This is a genomic window from Streptomyces sp. NPDC051180 (assembly GCF_040689545.1).
In the GTDB taxonomy this organism is placed as follows: Bacteria; Actinomycetota; Actinomycetes; order Streptomycetales; family Streptomycetaceae; genus Streptomyces.
Map to the genome: position 1 here is coordinate 66,270 of NZ_JBFBBC010000009.1, position 17,767 is coordinate 84,036.

A 17,767-nucleotide genomic window follows, 5' to 3' on the forward strand; every position below is an offset into this window, starting at 1 on the left:
GATCGGTCAGCCGAGGGTGAGGGGTACGAGCGGGGCGCCCTGGAGCTCGCGGACGGCCGCGCGGGCCACCGCCTTGGGCGTGGTGACCGGCTCGTAGTGGTTGATCACGCTGATCCAGGTGCCGTCGGCGTTCTGCATCACGTGCAGTTCCTCACCGTCGATCGTCACGGAGTAGCCGCCTCCGTGGTGCCCCCCGTGGTGACCGCCCCCGTGCGAGGGTCCGCCCTTGATGCGACGGCCCTGGTAGACCTCGTCGAAGGAGCCGGGAGCCGGGGCGGCCGCGGGAGCGGCGTCCTGGGGACCGGCGGCTATGGCGGAGCCGGCCAGGGCGACGCCGGCGACGGCGCCTGCCGCGCCGGCCGCGACGCCGAGCGCCCGGCGGCGGGTGATGTCGGACATGAAACCCCCAAATGGTCTGTGCGACCGGGGGTTTGGTCATGTGCCCCCGGCACGTCCATCAGTACCCGGGGGCGTCGGCGCGGCGGAAATCACCGGGGGGTGGTTGGCCGCGATGTGGACAACATGTGGGGAAAGGTCCAGGTTTGAACAGAGTTGATCTTGCTGTCGCGAGCGACAGAAGCACCCCCGAGCGAAGATCTTACGGAGAAGGTGATCGTTTTGTGAACGATCTTTCGCTCAGGGGTGCGAGGTGTGGCGGAGCCCACGCCCTCAGACTGTCCGGATCCGGTCTCAGCCGCGGGGGGCCTTGCGCCGCGCCCGCAGCCACTCCCGGTTCATCGCCGCGATCGACGGAAGGGGGATGCCCTTCGGGCAGGCCGTCGCGCATTCCCCGGTCAGGGTGCATCCGCCGAAGCCCTCGGCGTCCATCTGGGCCACCATGTCGAGCACCCGGGTCTCGCGTTCGGGCGAGCCCTGGGGCAGGACGTTGAGGTGGTTGATCTTGGCCGAGGTGAACAGCATCGCGGAGCCGTTGGGGCAGGCGGCCACGCAGGCTCCGCAGCCGATGCACTCGGCGTGCTCGAAGGCCGAGTCGGCGTCGGCCTTGGGCACCGGGGTGGCGTGGGCCTCCGGGGCGGATCCGGTCGGTGCCGTGATGTACCCGCCCGCCTGGACGACCCGGTCGAAGGCGGACCGGTCGACGACCAGGTCCTTGACGACGGGGAAGGCGGAGGCCCGCCAGGGCTCCACGTCGATCGTGTCGCCGTCGCGGAAGGAGCGCATGTGGAGCTGACAGGTGGTGGTGCGCTCCGGACCGTGGGCGTCGCCGTTGATGACGAGACTGCACGCGCCGCAGATGCCCTCGCGGCAGTCGTGGTCGAAGGCGACGGGGTCCTCACCGCGCAGGGTGAGGTCCTCGTTGAGGGTGTCGAGCATCTCGAGGAAGGACATGTCGGGCGAGATCCCGTCCACCGCGTAGGTGGCCATGGCACCCTCGGTGCCGGCGTTCTTCTGGCGCCAGACGCGCAGGTTGAGCCTCATGCGTAGCTCCGCTGGGTGGGGTGGACGTACTCGAAGGACAGCTCCTCCTTGTGGAGGACGGGGGTCCCGTCGGCCCCGTCGAACTCCCAGGCGGCCACGTACGCGAACTCCTCGTCACGGCGGGCGGCTTCGCCGTCCGGCGTCTGGGACTCCTCGCGGAAGTGGCCGCCGCAGGACTCGGCGCGGTGGAGCGCGTCGAGGCACATCAGCTCGGCGAGCTCCAGGTAGTCGACGATCCGGTTGGCCCTCTCCAGGGACTGGTTGAACTCCTCGCCCGTCCCCGGGACCTTGACCCGGCTCCAGAACTCCTCGCGGATCGCGGGGATCCGCGCCAGAGCGGTCCGCAGACCCTCCTCGGTGCGGGCCATCCCGCAGTACTCCCACATGAGTTCGCCGAGCTCGCGGTGGAAGGAGTCGGGGGTGCGGTCGCCGTCGACGGCGAGGAGGAGGTTCAGCCGGTCCTCGGTCTCGGCGAGCACCTCCCGCACCGCCGGATGGTCGTCGGTGACCGCCTCGGCGTGCGGATGGCGCGCCAGGTAGTCGTTGATGGTGGCCGGGAGGACGAAGTAGCCGTCGGCCAGGCCCTGCATGAGGGCGGAGGCCCCGAGGCGGTTCGCCCCGTGGTCGGAGAAGTTGGCCTCCCCGACGGCGAAGAGGCCGGGGACCGTGGTCTGGAGGTCGTAGTCCACCCAGAGCCCGCCCATCGTGTAGTGCACGGCGGGATAGATCCGCATCGGCACCTCGTACGGGTTCTCCGCGGTGATCCGCTCGTACATGTCGAAGAGGTTGCCGTACTTCTCCTCGACCGCCTTGCGGCCCATCCGGCGGATCGCGTCGGCGAAGTCCAGGTAGACGCCCTGGCCCCCGGGTCCGACGCCGCGCCCCTCGTCGCACACGTTCTTGGCGGCCCGGGAGGCGATGTCCCGGGGGACGAGGTTGCCGAAGGAGGGGTAGATGCGCTCCAGGTAGTAGTCGCGCTCGTCCTCGGGGATCTCCGCGGCGGGACGGGTGTCGCCCTTGGCCTTCGGCACCCAGATGCGGCCGTCGTTGCGCAGGGACTCGCTCATCAGGGTCAGCTTCGACTGGTGGTCGCCCGTGCGCGGGATGCAGGTGGGGTGGATCTGCGTGAAGCACGGGTTGGCGAAGTAGGCGCCGCGCCGGTGCGCCCGCCAGACGGCGGTGGCGTTGGAGTTCATCGCGTTCGTCGACAGGTAGAAGACGTTGCCGTAGCCGCCGCTGGCGAGGACCACGGCGTCCGCGTAGTGGGTCGAGATCTCGCCCGTGACGAGGTCGCGCGCGACGATGCCGCGGGCCCGCCCGTCGACGACGACCAGGTCGAGCATCTCCGTACGGGCGTGCATCTCCACGTTCCCGGCGGCGATCTGCCGCGACAGCGCCTGGTAGGCGCCGAGGAGGAGCTGCTGCCCGGTCTGGCCGCGCGCGTAGAAGGTCCGGGATACCTGGACGCCGCCGAAGGAGCGGGTGTCGAGCAGGCCGCCGTACTCACGGGCGAAGGGCACGCCCTGGGCGACGCACTGGTCGATGATCTCCACCGAGATCTGCGCGAGCCGGCGGACGTTGGACTCGCGCGCCCGGAAGTCGCCCCCCTTGACCGTGTCGTAGAAGAGGCGGTGGATCGAGTCGCCGTCGTTGCGGTAGTTCTTGGCCGCGTTGATGCCGCCCTGCGCGGCGATGGAATGGGCCCGGCGCGGGGAGTCCTGGAAGCAGAACTGGACGACGTGATAGCCCTGTTCGGCCAGCGTCGCGCCGGCCGAACCGCCGGCCAGGCCGGTGCCGACGACGATGATCCGATGCTTGCGGCGGTTGGCCGGGTTCACCAGCTTCGCCTCGAAGCGGCGGGTGTCCCAGCGCTCGGCGACGGGACCCCCGGGGGCCTTGGTGTCGGTGATCGGCTCGCCGGTCGTGTAGTCGAGATAGCTCATGGTCAGCTCACCACTCCGGTCATGACGGCGACGGGGACGGAGACGAAGCCCGCGGTCAGCACGAGCGCGAGGAGGTTCGCCGCCCCCCTGAGGAAGCGCTCGCGACGGGCACTGCCGACCCCCAGGGTCTGCGCGGCGCTCCAGAAGCCGTGCCGGACGTGGAGGCCCACGGCAAGCATGGCGACGATGTAGATGACGTTGCCGTACCAGGTGGAGAAGGTGTCGATCACGTTCTGGTAGGGCCGGCCCTCCTCGAAGCCGCCGGGGTGGACCGTGCCGGTGGTCAAGTCGAGGATGTGCCAGACGATGAACAGGGCGAGGACGATCCCGCCCCAGCGCATGGTCCGGGTGGCGTACGACGCGCGCCTGCGCCGGTGGACGTACGCCGTGGGGCGGGCCCTCACGTCACGCCGGCTGAGCTGGTACGCCGAGACCGCGTGGGCCACGACGGCGGCGACGAGCACCAGCCGGACGATCCAGAGGGCCCACTCGTGGTGCAGGACGGGCGCGCCCAGCACCCGCAGCCAGTGGGCGTAGCCGTTGAACTCCTCGGGGCCGAAGAAGACCTTCAGGTTGCCCGCGACGTGGGCGACGAGATAGCCGAGCATGATCAGCCCGCTGACGGCCATGACCGTCTTCTTGCCCAGGGTCGACGACCAGAATCCGCGTGACGGTGTGGGGGACGGCGGGCGGCCCGCCGTGCGGTCCCTCGTGGGTGCCAGAGCCATGCGTACGACGCTAGGGCCGAAGGACCCAAGAGGTCCAAGACATGGTCCGGCTCAACTCGATAGGACACGCCTATCCACATCGCCTACGCTGGCCCCATGCAGTTCCAGCAGCTCCTGTACTTCGTCGCCGTCGCCGAGACCCGCCACTTCACCCGGGCCGCCGAGCGCGTCCACGTCTCCCAGCCCTCCCTCTCCCAGCAGATCAAGGCACTGGAACAGGAACTGGGCGCCGAGCTCTTCAGCCGCGCCCGCGGGAACATCGCCCTCACCGACGCCGGCGAGGCATTGCTGCCGCTCGCCCGCCGCATCCTCGCCGACACCGAGACCGCGCGCCTCGAAGTACAGGAACTCGCCCAGCTCAAACGCGGCCGGGTGCGGCTCGGCGCGACCCCGAGCCTCTGCACCGGGCTCCTGCCGGACGTCCTGCGCACCTTCCACGACCTCCACCCGGGCATCCAGCTCCTCATCGAGGAGGGCGGCTCCCACGACCTCGTCCGCGAGCTCGCCCGCGGCGCGCTGGACCTCGCGCTGGTGGTCCTCCCCCTCCCCACCCCCTCCCCCGCCCTCACCACCGTCGAGCTGCTCCGCGAGGACCTCGTCGTCGTGTCCTCCGCCTCCGCGCCCGCCCCCCGCCGGCCCGTCCGCATCACCGACCTCCGCGACCAGCCGCTCGTCATGTTCCGGCACGGCTACGACCTGCGGGAACTCACCGTCGCCGCCTGCCGCGCCGAAGGCTTCGAGCCCACCTTCACCGTCGAGGGCGGCGAGCTCGACGCGGTCCTCGGCTTCGTCCGCGCGGGGCTCGGTCTCGCCGTCGTCCCCACCATGGTCGCCGCGCGGGCCGGCCGCGACCTCCGCGTCACCGCGCTCGCCCGGCCCGGGCTCCGCCGCACCATCGCCCTCGCCCACCGCAGCGACGTCGCCCCGCCCCGCGCCGCCCGCGAACTCCAGAACCTCCTCCTCCGCACCCGCTGACCCGCCCGCTCCGCGCCCCCCCCGTTGTGGGCAATCGTTCCGCTGGGGCGGAACGGGTGGGCACAACGGACGGCGCCCCTGCCGGGCCTAGGCTTCCGCGCCCGGGCCCGCACCCCTTGCGCGTCGCGCGGACGGTGCGGGTCCAGGCGCAAGGGGCGGGGGCGCGGCCAGGCGCGCCGTCCCGTGTGCCCACCCGTCCCGCCCCAGCGGGACGATTGCCCACACGGGGGCGGGCGGGGGGGCCGCCCGGTCGCACCGGGGGAGGCGAGGCCCGGATGCGGGCCCCGCGACGCGGGTGGGGCGGGACGGTCAGATCGCGTCGGCCAGGAGGAGGGAGTGGATGCGGTCGGGGGCGCCGGGGCGGGCGTAGTACCAGCCTTGGGCCGTGTCGCAGCCGAGGTCACGGAGCCGGCGGGCCTGCGCGCCGGTCTCGACGCCTTCGACGGTGACGGCGAGTTCGAGGCTGTGGGCCAGGGAGACGATCCCTTCGACGATCTTGAGGTCGACGGGGTCGACGGGGTGCTGCTGCATGCCGCGGGTGAAGGACCGGTCGAGCTTGAGGACGCTGACGGGCAGGCGGCGCAGGTTGGCGAGGTTGGAGTAGCCGGTGCCGAAGTCGTCGAGGGCGATGTCGACGCCCATCTCGGCGAGCTGACGCAGCGGCTTGAGGAGGTCCTCGTCGGCCCCGATGAGGGCGGATTCGGTGACTTCGAGGCAGAGCGCACCGGGTTCGAGGCCGGACCGCTCCAGGACGTCGACGGTGTCGGCGACGAGGCGCGGGTGGTGGAGCTGGGTCGGGGAGAGGTTGACGTTGATGCGCAGGGGGCCGCCGTCGGCGTGCCGGGTCTGCCAGAAGCGGGCCTGGCGCACGGCTTCCTGGAGGACCCACCGGCCGAGGGGCACGATGAGGCCGGTGTCCTCGGCGAGGGGGATGAAGCGGTCGGGGCCGAGCACGCCGTGCTGCGGGTGGCACCAGCGGACGAGCGCCTCGGCGCCGTGGACGCTGCCGTCGTCGAGGTGGACGAGGGGCTGGTACTCGATGAAGAACTCGCCGCGTTCGAGGGCTGTGGGCAGGGCGGTGGTGAGTCCGTGCCGGGTGATGGCGCGGGCGTCGGCCTCGGGGTCGGCGAGCTCGAAGCGGTTGCCGCCGGCGGACTTGGCCCGGTACATGGTGATGTCGGCGCTGCGGAGCACCTCGGCCGGGGTGCGTTCGCCCGCGGGGCCCTCGACGACGCCGAGGCTGCCGCGGACGGTCAGTTCGCGGCCGTCGATGCGGAGCGGGGTGGCGAGGGCGGCGAGGATGCGGTCGGCGAGCTCGGTGACGTCGCGTTCGCCGCCGGGGGCGGTGGTGAGGGCGACGAACTCGTCGCCGCCGAGCCGGGCGACCATCTCGCCCGCGCCGGTGACGCAGGTCTGCAGCCGGTCGGCGACCTCGACGAGCAGCCGGTCGCCGGTGGAGTGGCCGAGGCTGTCGTTGATGACCTTGAAGCCGTCGAGGTCGAGGTAGCAGAGGCCGAAGCGGGCGTTGTCGCCGGGCGCGAGCGCCTTCTCCAGGCGTTCGAAGAAGAGGGTGCGGTTGGGCAGCCCGGTGAGCGCGTCGTGGGTGGCCTCGTACCGCAGGCGCAGGTGGAGCAGGCGCCGTTCGGTGGTGTCCTCCAGGAGGGCGAGCTGGTACTGGGGGCGGCCTTCGGCGTCCCGCAGGAGGGAGACGGTGAGGTTGGTCCAGAGAACCGTTCCGTCACCCCGGTAGTAGGGCTTCTCGACGCGGTAGTGCTCGCGCTCGCCCCGGACCAGTTCCTCGTACAGCTTCCAGACGTGCGGGCCGTCCTCGGGGTGGACCCATTCGCTGACGTTCCGGCTGCGCACCTGGCCCTCCATCCCGCCGAACATGCGGGTGAGGGTCTCGTTGATCTCCAGGATGTTGCCGTCGAGGTCGGCGATGCCGATGCCGATCGCGGCGCCGTCGAAGACCGCGCGGAAGCGGCTCTCGGTGGCGTGCAGGGCGATCTCGGCGGCGCTGCGGGCGGCGAGCGCCGAGCGGGCGATCGCCTCCTGTTCGGCGCGGGTCCGCTCGCGCAGGGCCTGGGCGTAGCCGGTGGCCATGGCGTGCTGGAGTCGGGAGCACCGGGCGCGGAGCTCCTCGGCGGGCAGGTCCGACTCGGCTCCGCAGTAGAGCACCAGGTACGAGTCGACGACGCCGAGGCTGCGGCCGAGCGCGTCCGGGTCGGTGCAGTGCGCGTCGATGAGGGCCGCTCCGGTGCGCTGCGCCGGGGCCGTGTCGAACGGCCGGGCGTGCAGCGCGTCGCACAGGGTGCGCGCCAACGGCAGCAGGTGGACATCGAATTCGGCGCGGGTCAGCGAGGTGGCCGTCACCGGGAAGATGGCACGGCTCCAGATGGTGACGAACCTCCGGAGCCGGTCCTCCGGGCCGTCGGCCTCCGCGAGTGCGCCGGTGGGCTGCGACGGGACCTTCACGCCTTGCGCCCCACCCCTGCGAAACCGGAGAAGGCGTACGGATCCTCCTCCTCGACCGGGCTCTCCGGTCGCCAGAGGGGCATCGGGACCAGGCCGGGTTCGACCAGTTCGGTGCCCTCGAAGAAGCGGGCGATCTCGGCGCTGGACCGCATCACCAGGGGGTTGCGGATGTTCCGGTAGACGCCGACGGTGCCGCCGGCCTCCTCCTCCAGGAGCGGGATGCCCTCGTAGGAGGCGTGGGTGACGACGACGAGGCTCCCGGGGGCGAGGGCGTCGAGCAGTTCGGCGACGGCCTCGTGCGGCCGGTCGTCGTCCTCCAGGAAGTGCAGGACGGCGACGAGGAGCAGGGCCACCGGCCGGTCCAGGTCGAGCAGCCGGGTCACCTCGGGGCTGAAGAGGATCTCGGCCGGCTTGCGCAGGTCGGCGGCGACGACCGCGGCGCTCTCGTCGCCCTCCAGGACGGCGCGGCTGTGGGCGACGGCGACCGGGTCGTGGTCGACGTAGACGACCCGCGCGGCGGGGTCGGCGGCGCGGGCGACCTCGTGCACGTTGCCGAAGGTGGGTATGCCGGAGCCGATGTCCAGGAACTGCGTGACGTCGTTGTCAACGGCGTGGCGGACGGCGCGCCGCATGAAGGCACGGTTCGCCTGCATGATCTTGGGCAGGCCAGGCATGAACTCCATGGCCTTGCGCGCCGCTTCCCGGTCCACTTCGAAATTGTGCGAGCCGCCCAGATAGAAGTCATACATACGGGACACGCTCGGCACCGAAATGTCGATGCCGGGCGGGGCCCAGGCGGGTCGCTCCATCGATGTCTCCAACAAGTCGCCACGGAGGATGCGGCCATGTGTTCGTGGCCGGTGTTCGAGGTGAGGCTACTGATCGCCCGCCGGGAGAGCGAGTAGAAACGGAAATTAGCGGTCCGTTCTTGGTCACACGCCATTGGCACGTGCTCGCGGAACGCAGAGTTCACGCCTTCAGGCTGTGCAAATTCACGTGCATATGAGCGTGCGTCGACTGCGTCGGCGACGCCTCTCCTCACCCGACGGCGCCTCAGGCCCCGCCCTCACCTCGGCCGTTGCCGGCGTCGGGGCCGTGTCGCCGGTGCAGGATGCCCCGTCGACCGCCTGTTCCGACAGGGCGACAACCGGACACTTCTCGACCGCCAGGCCGGAAGGGCCCTTCTCGATTCGCCCCGGTCGTCCCTACCGGCCATTGCACCGAATCCGTGGGCGGCGCGCGGTGAAACGTCAAGTCCACACAAGCGGAGATCCCCTCCATCCGGCGAATCCCGCGCGATTCCGCCCCGCGACGCCCCTGATGTGATCAAGCTCGACGGCGTGTCTCTGAACGGATCACTTCTCGCGCGGCCGGTGGCGGCCCTGGGATTGGTGTGGCTCCTCGCCTCACCCGTACCCGCCGCCGCGGACGCCTGCGCCTACGCCTCGACCGACGCGGGCGGTGCGCACCTCGCGGTGGCCTACGCCGGCGGCCACGACGACGACGGCGGCTCCCGCGGCCGCGGAGGCGAGGGCCACGGTCCCGGCGAGGGCCGGGGCCACGGGAACGGCCACGGCAAGGGCCACGGCGACGGCAAGGGCCATGGGAAGGGCCACGGCAAGGGTCATCACCACCACCACCCGAAGCCCTGCCACCCCAAGCCGCCCCCACCGTGCCCGACGCCCACACCCACGCCCGAGCCGACGCCCACCCCGACGCCGAAGCCCACTCCCAAGCCCACACCGCCCAAGCCCACGCCGTCCCCGAAGCCCACCCCGAAGCCGGAGCCGCCCCCGCCGTCGCCCCGGCCCACCCCTCCCCCGCCGCGGCCCGTGCCGAAGCCCCCGGCCGCCAGGCCCACGCCCGCCGCCCCGGCCCCGCCGCCCCCGACCACGAGGCCGCCCGAGCCGGCCCCCGCGCCGCCGCCCCCGCCGACCGTGCGGCCCCGGCCCCCGGCCCCGACGCCGGTGGCGCTGCCCCACTACCGCCCCGCCACCAAGGCCAAGCGGGAGGCGAGCACGTCCGTCGTCACGGCGACGCTGATGATCACCGCCCCGGCCGTGCTGGCGACGGCGATCCTGCGCCCCCGGTCCAAGTGACGCGCCGTCCCCGCACTCCGCCGTCTCCTCGATCCGCCGCCCCCTCGATCCGCCGTCCCGTCGTCCCGCTGATTCCCGCCGGAGAACTCCCTTGTCCGAATGGCTCGTTCTGACCCTCGCGATGGCGGCGGCCTGCGCCGTCGTCCTCACCATCGTCGTCATCAACAACCGCCGGATCACGGAGGACGACGACCCGAGCGAGACACCCGACGTCATCGAGTACATGACGATGATGATCGGCGTGATCTACGCGATCGTCCTCGGCCTCGCCATCGCCGGCGTCTGGGAGGCCCGCGGGGCCGCCCAGGAGACCGTGCGGCAGGAGGCGCAGGCCATGCACGAGATCTCGGCCCGCGCCGAGGTGTACCCGCAGGCGGTCCGGTCGGGCATCCGCGCCGACGTCGACGCCTACGTCTCCTATGTGGTCCACGACGAGTGGACGTACATGTCCGAGCACGGCGAGCTGAGCGAGGAGGGCACCGCGCTCCTGGAGCGGGTCCGCCGCAGCGTCACCGACTACCAGCCCGCGAACGACTTCGAGGGCCAGGCGTACCAGCCGCTGGTGGACCAGGTCGCGGCGGCCGACGACGCCCGCGGGGCCCGCGGCCAGAACGCCGGGGCGACCATGCCGGGGGTGGTGTGGTTCGGTCTGATCATCGGCGCCCTGGTGACCGTCGGCCTGATCTTCACGCTCCAGATCCGCAGGACCGGACGGGAGCTGCTGCTCGCCGGGCTGTTCAGCGTGCTGATCGCGTTCCTGCTTTTCCTCATCTGGGACTTCGACGCGCCGTTCGGCCGGGGCATCTCGGCCACCGCCGCGCCGTTCACCGATCTGTTCCCGCACCTCACCCGGTGAGGCGACACGCCCTTGTGGGCCACTCGGGGGACCTCCATGCCCCATTCGCGCGTCTGGGATCGCGGCTGTGGTAGTGCGCTCCTAGCGTTTCCGGCGACGAGGTGTACGCACGGTCTTTGGCGGAAGCCCCCTTCCGCGGCTGCCCCTCGGGACCCGGAGGATTCACCATGCGCGCGATACGTGCCGCTACCACTGCCCTGCTGGGGGCGGCCGCCCTCGCCCTGGCCGCCCCCGTCGCCCTCGCCGCGGACGGCGCTCCCGCTCCCGGCCCCAAGGTGCGGGCCAGGGCTCCGGGCGACTTCGTCGTGTCGCCCTCGGTCGTCGCCCCCGGCGGCCGGGTGACGCTGAGCGCGCCCGGCTGCGCCAGTACGGCGACGGCCTCGGCCGGCATCTTCGACACGGTCACGATCGCCCCGGGAGCGACGGCCTCGGCCACGGTGGACCTCGACGCCAAGCGCGGGGCCGTCTACACGGTGCTCTTCAACTGCACCGGCGGCGTGCAGGACACCGTCGCCCTGACGATCAGCGGCTCCCCCACCGCCACCCCGACCATCAGCGCCACGATCCTCACGCCTCCGCGCGGGGTGCAGGGCGGGCTCGGCGGCTCGATGGCGCCCAGCACCACCGAACTGGCCGCCGGCGGGGCCCTCGTCCTGGTCGCCGCCTCGGGTGCCGCGCTCTATGCGGTCCGTCGCCGCTCCGGCGCCGGCCGACGTCACTGACCGGGTGTCATGACCCGGCCCGGAGCGGTGCACGTCGTCCCCCGACGCCCGTCGGGTGGAGCGCGGCGCCCCGGGACGCCCGTCGCCCCCGGGTCCCGGCGGGGACTCGGGGGCGACGCGCACGGTGGGCCGGCCGGGAGGTTCGGCCGGTCAGATGCCCGCGCCGGTCACACGCCGGCGGCGGGCGATGAAGAGACCGCCGCCGAGGGCGGCGGCGGCGACGAGCGAGCCGCCGATGGCCATCTCCGTGGAGCTCGGCGCCATCGAGCCGCCGAGACCACCCTGGGCGCCCTGGCCGGCCAGGACCCGGAACGGCTGGGTCAGGGTGCGGCCGTTGCACTGGACGGCCAGGTTGTACTGGCCGGGCGTGGCGTTGTTGAAGATGCGGGGGGTGGCGGTCGACACCCCGTTGACGGCGGCGGGGAGCGTGGTCGTCGGGAAGGCGTTCGACGTGACCGTGCCACCCGCGCAGCCGCGGACGGTGATCGTGAGGATCGCGCCCTGGTGGACCGCGAAGGGGGACACGGTGACGCCGTTGGAACCGTCTCCGCCCCGCTCGGCCTGGAGAGGGACCGTCACGTTGCTGGGCCCGTTGGTTGCGGTGGCGAGGGGGGCCGCGAGTCCGAGCGCCGCGAACGCGGTCGCCGTCACCGCCAGAGTGCGTGCAGCACGCATGGTTGAACCTCCTGATGGAAGACGCCCCAAAGCGGTGCTCCGGGAGATTCGACGAGTACGCCTTCCATGACGAACCATCACAAGTCGGTGCGAGCCGTGCACGTCGGCGCTGGGCCACCCCGGTGAGGCGACACGCCGGGAGAAGGGCCCCCTGAGGCAACGGAGCCGCAGGTCAAAGCCGTTCGGGATGCTTATCTGACGATTACTCGGATGGGTCAGCCCCGACGTCACCCGGCTGCGCCCCGGCGGTGCTTCGGCACGGGCCGCCGCGCTCGCCCCGGACCCGCTCCCGCCCGGCCTCCGCGCAGACGCCCGCACCGTCTCCGGCACGCGCCTCGGGCAGGGCGGTCCGCACCCCTCCGGAAGGGCCGCCGACGCTCGCGACACCCGTCCGGCAGCGGGCCCCCACCCGTTCGCGCCGTCCGGCGCGACGTCGCACGCGACCGGATTTACCGTTCTGACGACGCCGAGAAGGGAGAACCATGCCCCCGAAGGACTTCCGCGTCTTCGAACGCAGGAGACGCCGACCCTGGGGCGTCCTGGCCCTCGCCATGCTGTCCGGACTCGCGATGATGCGCAACGGGGTGGACATCGCCGACGGGCCGCCCCAACCCGCCGCCGCCTCCCGGCCGGTGGCGCATCCGGTCGCCCCGCCGCCGCCCGCCGCGACCACCGGTCTGGAGCCGCTGCCCTTCGCGCCGGCGTCCCGGATCAAGATCCCGGCGATCCAGGTGGCGGCCCCCGTCATGGACGTGGGCCTGGACGCGGACGACTGGGTGGCGGCCCCGCCGCCGGAGGACCCCAACCTCGCCGGCTGGTACCAGAACGGCATCGCCCCGGGACAGCGCGGCACCTCCGTCATCGTCGGCCACGTCGACAACGCGAAGGGCCCCGCGGTCTTCTACGGCCTGGGCTCGCTCCAGAAGGGCCAGCACGTCGAGGTCGAGCGGTACGACGGCCGGGTCGCGGTCTTCGAGATCTACGGCGTCGAGGTGTACGCCAAGGACAACTTCCCCGGCGTGCAGGTCTACGCCGACAACGGGGAGCCGGAACTCCGGGTGATCACCTGCGGCGGCGGCTACACGCGCGCGCGTGGCTACGACGGGAACGTCGTCGTCTACGCGCGGATGGTCGGCTCGCGGTAGTCACCCCGAACGAAGGGCCCCGGCACCTGGTGCCGGGGCCCTTCCGCCGTACCGGGGAGGTCAGCGCCGGGGCACGGTGATCCGGTAGCCGGCGTCGAGGAGTGCGGGCAGGTAGCGGCGGAGCGCGGCGACGCTCTGGGAGCGGTTGCCGCCGGCGTCGTGGGAGAGCACCACGGTGCCCGGCGCGGCTCCGTCGAGGACGCGGCGGACGATGCTGTCGGTACCGGGCTCCTTCCAGTCCAGGGTGTCGACGGTCCAGGCGAGCGGCTCCATGCCCAGTTCGGCGCCGATCTCGAAGGAATGCCGGTTCCAGGCCCCGTAGGGAGCCCGGTACCAGAGCGGGGCGGTGCCGAGGGTCTTCTCGACGACCTCGCTGGTGGAGCCGAGTTCGTCGCGGATGCGGGAGGGCCTCAGCTTGGGGATCAGCGGGTGGGACCAGGAGTGGTTGCCGACGACGTGTCCGTCGGCGTCCATCTCCCGCAGCAGGTCCTGGTTCTCGACGGCCATCTCGCCGCAGACGAAGAACATCGCCCGGCAGTCGTGGCGGCGCAGGGTCTCCAGGATCGCCGGGGTGTACCGGGGGTCGGGGCCGTCGTCGAAGGTCAGCACCATCGACCTGCCGACCCCCGACATGCTGAGGAAGGGCCGCTGCCGCACGGGCGGCACCGCACGGCGGAAGGCCGGCGGCGCGTAGGCCGTCATCGGCTGGAGCCGGTAGGACGTCGGGAGCAGCCGGCCCGTACCGGCCTGCGGCCCGGCGGCCGGGCCGGGACCCGCCGCGCCTCCGCGTCCCCCGCCGGACGCGCCCTGGGGGAGGGAGGCGGCGCCGGAGACGGGCTCGGGCGTGGCGAACCGGTCGGCCGCGAGGACGCCGACGGTGGCGGTGGCCCCCAGGGCGGCGGCGAGCCGCAGCACCGCCCGGCGGCCACTGGTCATCTGATCCTTTTTCATGACCAATGGTTCCTACGGGCGAGCGTCCACACCCCTCATCGACACCGGCCCCCTGTCCGAAAACACCCGATGAGCCGATAGCCTCGAAGGGTGAGCGCACACCACCCCGGCCGGTTCGAACGCGGTACCGACGGCCCCAAAGTGATCATGGCCGGAATAGACGGCTCCGCCTCGTCGCTGCGTGCGGCCGCCTACGCGGCCGGACTCGCCCGGCGGCAGGACGCGCTGCTCGCCCTGGTCTACGTGCAGCCGCTGCTCCCGGCGGGCGCCGCGCTCGGTGCGCCCGTGTCGGACACCACCCAGGAGATCGCCGACGACCTCGCGAAGGAGATCCGCGCGTCGGCGGAGCGCGTTCGGGATCTGTGGCGGATGCGCTGGGAGTTCCGCACCTTCCGGGGCGACGCCTATGCCGGTCTGGTCCAGGCCGCCGAGGAACTGCTCGCGGACGCCGTGGTGGTGGGCGCATCCGAGTCCGCCGGCCACCGCTTCGTCGGCTCGGTGGCCGTCCGCCTGGTGAAGGCCGGGCGCTGGCCCGTCACCGTGGTGCCCTGACCGGTCGGCGCCGAGACCGCCCGCCGCGCCGCCGCACCCGATGCCGGCGGATGGGCCGTACGGGCTACCCGCCCATCACCAGGCCGTCCTTCGCGGCGCCGCGGCTGAGCACGACCCGGCGGATCGTGTCGCGGATCTCGGCGTGGCGCGGGTCGCGGGCGTCGGAGGCCAGGTCGACCACCCGGCCGCGCGCGGTGTCGAACCGCTGCGGGACGAACTCGGCCTTCGTGACCTCCCACCGCCCGCCGGGCGTGCGGGGCGGGGAGAAGGTGAAGCGGCCGAGGGTGCCCTGGTTGCCGCGGGGGTCGTGGGCGCCCTCGTGGTTGATCATGTCGCCGGCGATCTGGTCGCCCATCCCGTAGACGATCCAGACGCCGTTGACCTTCTCGTACGCCTGCGGGACGTGGGCGTGGGTGCCGATGATCAGGTCGATGTCGGGGCGCCCGCCGGTCCGTGAGGCGGTCAGCGCGCGGCCGAGGGAGAGCTGCCGCTCGTCGGGCTCGGTCTGCCATTCGGTGCCCCAGTGGACGCTGACCACGACCACGTCCGCGCCGGCGGCCCGGGCGGCGCGCGCGTCGGCGACGACCTTCTTCTCGTCGAGCAGCCCGACCGCCCAGGGCCGACCCTCGGGCAGGGGATAGCCGTTGGTGTCGTACGTGTAGGCGAGCTGGGCCACGGTGGCGCCGCCGGCCTTGAGGAGGGCGGGCCGGGCGGCCTCCTCGGCGGTGCGGGCGGAGCCGGCATGGCGGACGCCCGCCCTGTCGAGGGCGTCGAGGGTGCGGGCGAGCCCCTCCGGGCCGTCGTCGAGCGTGTGGTTGGAGGCGGTGGAGCAGGAGTCGTACCCGGTGGCACTGAGCGCTTCCGCGACCTCGGGCGGCGACTTGAAGGCGGGATAGCCGGTGTAGGGCCCGCCCTCCCGTCCGTAGACGGTCTCCATGTGGCAGAGGGCCACGTCGGCCCCGGAGACCACGGGCTTCACTCCGGCGAACATCGGACGGAAGTCGTAGCCCTCGCCTCCGGCGTCGTCGGCGGCGCGGCGGATGATCGAGTCGTGCGGCAGCACGTCGCCGGAGGCCACCAGGGTGAAGCCGACGGGTGCGGAGGCCCCGCCCGGCGCCGCGGAGGGGGCCGGCGGCGATCCGGGCGTCCGTCCGGAGTCGGGTGTCCTGCCGGCGCCGCCGCCCCCTTCGGTGCAACCGGTCGCCGCGGCGAGCAGGAAGGCGGCGAGTACCGCCGCCCCGGCGGGTCTGGTGCGTGAGGTCATCTTCGACACTCCAGCCAACTCATCCGATGAACATCTGTTCTGATGAATTGAGCCCGCGGAAAAGGTCCCGTCAAGGGTCGAGGCCGTGGACGCCCACGAACCCCGCTGAAACGGACGCGGCGACGCCGTCCGACCGCTCGCCGTACCATTCGCCGCTCGGTGCGACCGTTCGTCGCAGACCCCTGTCCGTTCCCTGTCCCTCCTCTTCCGGATGCGCTCGTATACGGCCGGACGACGAGCCGCGGGAGAGGCGGACAGCATGACGACGGCGACGACCGACGAACGGACCCTGGAGGAGCTGCAGCGGGACCACGGCCCCGCGCTGCTCTCCTTCCTGTTGGGACTGACCTACGGGGACCGGCAGCGCGCCGAGGACCTCGCCCAGGAGACCCTGGTGCGGGCCTGGCTCCACCCCGAGGCGTTCGACGACGCCTACGCCTCGATCCGGCCCTGGCTCTTCACCGTGGCCCGCCGGCTCGCGATCGACGCCCGCCGCTCCCGGCTCGCCCGGCCCACCGAGATCGGGGACGGCGTCCTGGCCGTGACCCCCGACCCGGCCGACCCCACCGCCTCCGCCGAGGCCGCCCTCGACGTACGGGCGGCCGTCCGGGAACTGAGCCCCGAGCACCGTGCGGTGCTGGTCCGCCTGTACTTCCACGGCCTCACCGTCAACGAGGCGGCCGTCGAGCTCGGCATCCCCGCCGGGACCGTCAAGTCCCGCTCGCACTACGCGCTCCGCCAGCTCGGCCGCTCGCTCCCCGGCTACCGGCCGCCACGCCGCACGGCCGTTGCCCGCCCCCGTGCCGGGGCCCCACAATGACGCCGTGACGCTGACACTCACCGCCGCCGAACAGCTCCTCGCCGACAACTTCGCCCCCTGGGTGCTCGATCTGGGGCTCTCGGTCGCCTCCGTCGACGGGGCGGGGGCCGTGCTCCGGCTCCCCTGGTCCGACCGGCTCGCCCGGGAGGGCGGCGGTCTCTCCGGCCAGGCCCTGATGGCGGCCGCCGACACCGCCACGGTGATCGCCGTGGCCGCGGCCCGCGGCGGCTTCGTGCCGATGACCACCGTCCAGCAGTCCATCAGCTTCCAGCGGGCGGTCGTCGGCTCCGACGTCCTGGTGCACGCCCGGCTCACCAGGGCGGGGAAGCGCATGGCCTTCGCCGACATCACGATGACCGCGGAGGGCACCGAGGAGACCGCGGCCCACGCCACCGCCGTGTACGCGCTCCTCGGCTGAGACCGCACCACCCGCCTCTCCCGGCACGTCCGACACCAGGAACCTCACCGGCACCTATCCGGCCGGAAAACGTATCCGAAACCACACGGGCGAGTTGAGCAAAGCGGGACCCGCGGGCGCCCTTCTCGGAGGAGGCTCTCCCCCGGGCCCTGACGTCCGGGACCCCGACGTCCGGGAGAAGGTGGGAGCGTTGCTGCCCGAGAGCACGAACGGCGCCGGCGGCACGAGTGGCGGCGGACTCGCCGTCCCGATGGCCTGGCTGTGCGCCGAGTACCTGGCCGACGAGGTGCTGCGGGCCGCCGCGCTCGTCGCGCCCGGCTCGCTGGAGTACCGGGCCGGGCTCCAGGCCCTGGCCCTCACCGTCCACCTGTCGGAGGAACCGGACGGGCCGGCGGGCGCATGGGCCGCCCACCGGGTCGACGAGTGGCTGCGCCACACGGCCTACGACCGTCCCTGGCCGCCCTGGGTCGAGGAGCGGCTCGCCGCCCGGCGCTCGGCCGGCGGCGACGGCCCCGACCTGGCGCTCGCGCACACCGCCTGGCGCCGGCTGCGGGACACCTGGGTGCGCGCCGCCGACCTGGACGGCCCCGAGACCGGGGAGCCAGGTCTCCCCGTCGACGAGGAAGAGCAGGTCTGGCTCCCCGCCTGGAAACTGGGCCTGCCGCTCGCCCATCTCTCCCTGCACCTGCGCTGACGTCGCGTGG

Annotated in this window: 18 protein-coding genes; 9 read left to right on the forward strand and 9 right to left on the reverse strand. The window is 72.9% G+C overall.

What is annotated here, in order from left to right; translation table 11 throughout:
• Positions 1-6: 6 nt before the first annotated feature.
• The 4 genes from AB0424_RS17785 to AB0424_RS17800 all read right to left on the reverse strand — a co-directional run bounded on the left by AB0424_RS17785 (position 7) and on the right by AB0424_RS17800 (position 4,012).
• Positions 7-399 (reverse strand): tyrosinase cofactor, encoded by a 393-nt coding sequence (locus tag AB0424_RS17785; protein WP_366306376.1) that lies wholly within the window; start codon positions 397-399, stop codon positions 7-9.
• A 291-nt stretch (positions 400-690) separates the two neighbouring features.
• Positions 691-1,440, reverse strand: coding sequence for a succinate dehydrogenase/fumarate reductase iron-sulfur subunit (locus tag AB0424_RS17790; RefSeq protein WP_366306378.1), 750 nt, complete (start codon positions 1,438-1,440; stop codon positions 691-693).
• Positions 1,437-3,383 (reverse strand): fumarate reductase/succinate dehydrogenase flavoprotein subunit, encoded by a 1,947-nt coding sequence (locus AB0424_RS17795; RefSeq protein WP_366306380.1) that lies wholly within the window; start codon positions 3,381-3,383, stop codon positions 1,437-1,439. Before AB0424_RS17795 ends, AB0424_RS17790 begins: the two co-directional genes overlap by 4 nt.
• A gap of 2 nt (positions 3,384-3,385) precedes the next feature.
• Complete coding sequence (locus AB0424_RS17800; protein WP_366306753.1) at positions 3,386-4,012, reverse strand: succinate dehydrogenase; 627 nt, start codon at positions 4,010-4,012, stop codon at positions 3,386-3,388.
• Positions 4,013-4,207: 195 nt separating this feature from the next.
• Between AB0424_RS17800 and AB0424_RS17805 the strand changes: the two genes are divergently transcribed.
• A complete protein-coding gene (locus tag AB0424_RS17805) occupies positions 4,208-5,086 on the forward strand; it encodes a LysR substrate-binding domain-containing protein (RefSeq protein ID WP_366306382.1) in 879 nt (292 codons plus the stop codon).
• A 309-nt stretch (positions 5,087-5,395) separates the two neighbouring features.
• Here the strand turns inward: AB0424_RS17805 and AB0424_RS17810 are convergent, their stop codons facing one another.
• Together AB0424_RS17810 and AB0424_RS17815 are read right to left on the reverse strand one after the other, a co-directional pair.
• On the reverse strand, positions 5,396-7,561 hold the full coding sequence (locus tag AB0424_RS17810) for an EAL domain-containing protein (protein ID WP_366306384.1): 2,166 nt from the start codon (positions 7,559-7,561) through the stop codon (positions 5,396-5,398).
• Entirely contained in the window at positions 7,558-8,370 is an 813-nt protein-coding gene (locus AB0424_RS17815; protein ID WP_366306386.1) for an SAM-dependent methyltransferase, read from the reverse strand. The genes AB0424_RS17810 and AB0424_RS17815 overlap by 4 nt, the downstream gene beginning before the upstream one ends.
• Positions 8,371-8,901: 531 nt before the next feature.
• Here AB0424_RS17815 and AB0424_RS17820 point away from each other — a divergent pair.
• From AB0424_RS17820 to AB0424_RS17830, 3 genes are all read left to right on the forward strand, one after another.
• Positions 8,902-9,660: a hypothetical protein gene (locus tag AB0424_RS17820; RefSeq protein ID WP_366306388.1), complete on the forward strand. Its 759-nt coding sequence runs from the start codon at positions 8,902-8,904 to the stop codon at positions 9,658-9,660.
• 91 nt (positions 9,661-9,751) lie between these two features.
• Positions 9,752-10,516, forward strand: a complete 765-nt coding sequence (locus AB0424_RS17825; RefSeq protein WP_366306390.1) for a hypothetical protein — start codon at positions 9,752-9,754, stop codon at positions 10,514-10,516.
• A gap of 167 nt (positions 10,517-10,683) precedes the next feature.
• The gene (locus AB0424_RS17830; RefSeq protein ID WP_366306392.1) at positions 10,684-11,238 is read left to right on the forward strand and encodes a hypothetical protein; all 555 of its coding nucleotides are present in this window, start codon (positions 10,684-10,686) and stop codon (positions 11,236-11,238) included.
• Between the two features lie 150 nt (positions 11,239-11,388).
• Here the strand turns inward: AB0424_RS17830 and AB0424_RS17835 are convergent, their stop codons facing one another.
• The gene (locus AB0424_RS17835; RefSeq protein ID WP_366306394.1) at positions 11,389-11,913 is read right to left on the reverse strand and encodes a hypothetical protein; all 525 of its coding nucleotides are present in this window, start codon (positions 11,911-11,913) and stop codon (positions 11,389-11,391) included.
• 482 nt (positions 11,914-12,395) lie between these two features.
• Between AB0424_RS17835 and AB0424_RS17840 the strand changes: the two genes are divergently transcribed.
• A complete protein-coding gene (locus AB0424_RS17840) occupies positions 12,396-13,058 on the forward strand; it encodes a class F sortase (protein WP_366306396.1) in 663 nt (220 codons plus the stop codon).
• Positions 13,059-13,118: 60 nt separating this feature from the next.
• On the opposite strand, the gene AB0424_RS17845 is transcribed toward AB0424_RS17840, so the two are convergent.
• Positions 13,119-14,009: a polysaccharide deacetylase family protein gene (locus AB0424_RS17845; protein ID WP_366306398.1), complete on the reverse strand. Its 891-nt coding sequence runs from the start codon at positions 14,007-14,009 to the stop codon at positions 13,119-13,121.
• 147 nt (positions 14,010-14,156) lie between these two features.
• On the opposite strand from AB0424_RS17845, the gene AB0424_RS17850 reads away from it, so the two are divergent.
• Positions 14,157-14,561, forward strand: coding sequence for a universal stress protein (locus AB0424_RS17850; protein WP_366306755.1), 405 nt, complete (start codon positions 14,157-14,159; stop codon positions 14,559-14,561).
• 64 nt (positions 14,562-14,625) lie between these two features.
• Here AB0424_RS17850 and AB0424_RS17855 read toward each other — a convergent pair whose 3' ends face one another.
• The gene (locus tag AB0424_RS17855) at positions 14,626-15,825 is read right to left on the reverse strand and encodes a CapA family protein (protein ID WP_366306400.1); all 1,200 of its coding nucleotides are present in this window, start codon (positions 15,823-15,825) and stop codon (positions 14,626-14,628) included.
• Positions 15,826-16,084: 259 nt separating this feature from the next.
• On the opposite strand from AB0424_RS17855, the gene AB0424_RS17860 reads away from it, so the two are divergent.
• The 3 genes from AB0424_RS17860 to AB0424_RS17870 all read left to right on the forward strand — a co-directional run bounded on the left by AB0424_RS17860 (position 16,085) and on the right by AB0424_RS17870 (position 17,757).
• Positions 16,085-16,645: a sigma-70 family RNA polymerase sigma factor gene (locus AB0424_RS17860; protein ID WP_366306402.1), complete on the forward strand. Its 561-nt coding sequence runs from the start codon at positions 16,085-16,087 to the stop codon at positions 16,643-16,645.
• A 4-nt stretch (positions 16,646-16,649) separates the two neighbouring features.
• Positions 16,650-17,063 carry a PaaI family thioesterase gene (locus AB0424_RS17865; protein WP_366306404.1) on the forward strand — a complete coding sequence of 138 codons (414 nt, stop codon included), beginning with the start codon at positions 16,650-16,652 and terminating at the stop codon, positions 17,061-17,063.
• Between the two features lie 190 nt (positions 17,064-17,253).
• Complete coding sequence (locus AB0424_RS17870) at positions 17,254-17,757, forward strand: hypothetical protein (RefSeq protein ID WP_366306406.1); 504 nt, start codon at positions 17,254-17,256, stop codon at positions 17,755-17,757.
• The last annotated feature ends 10 nt before the right edge of the window (positions 17,758-17,767 follow it).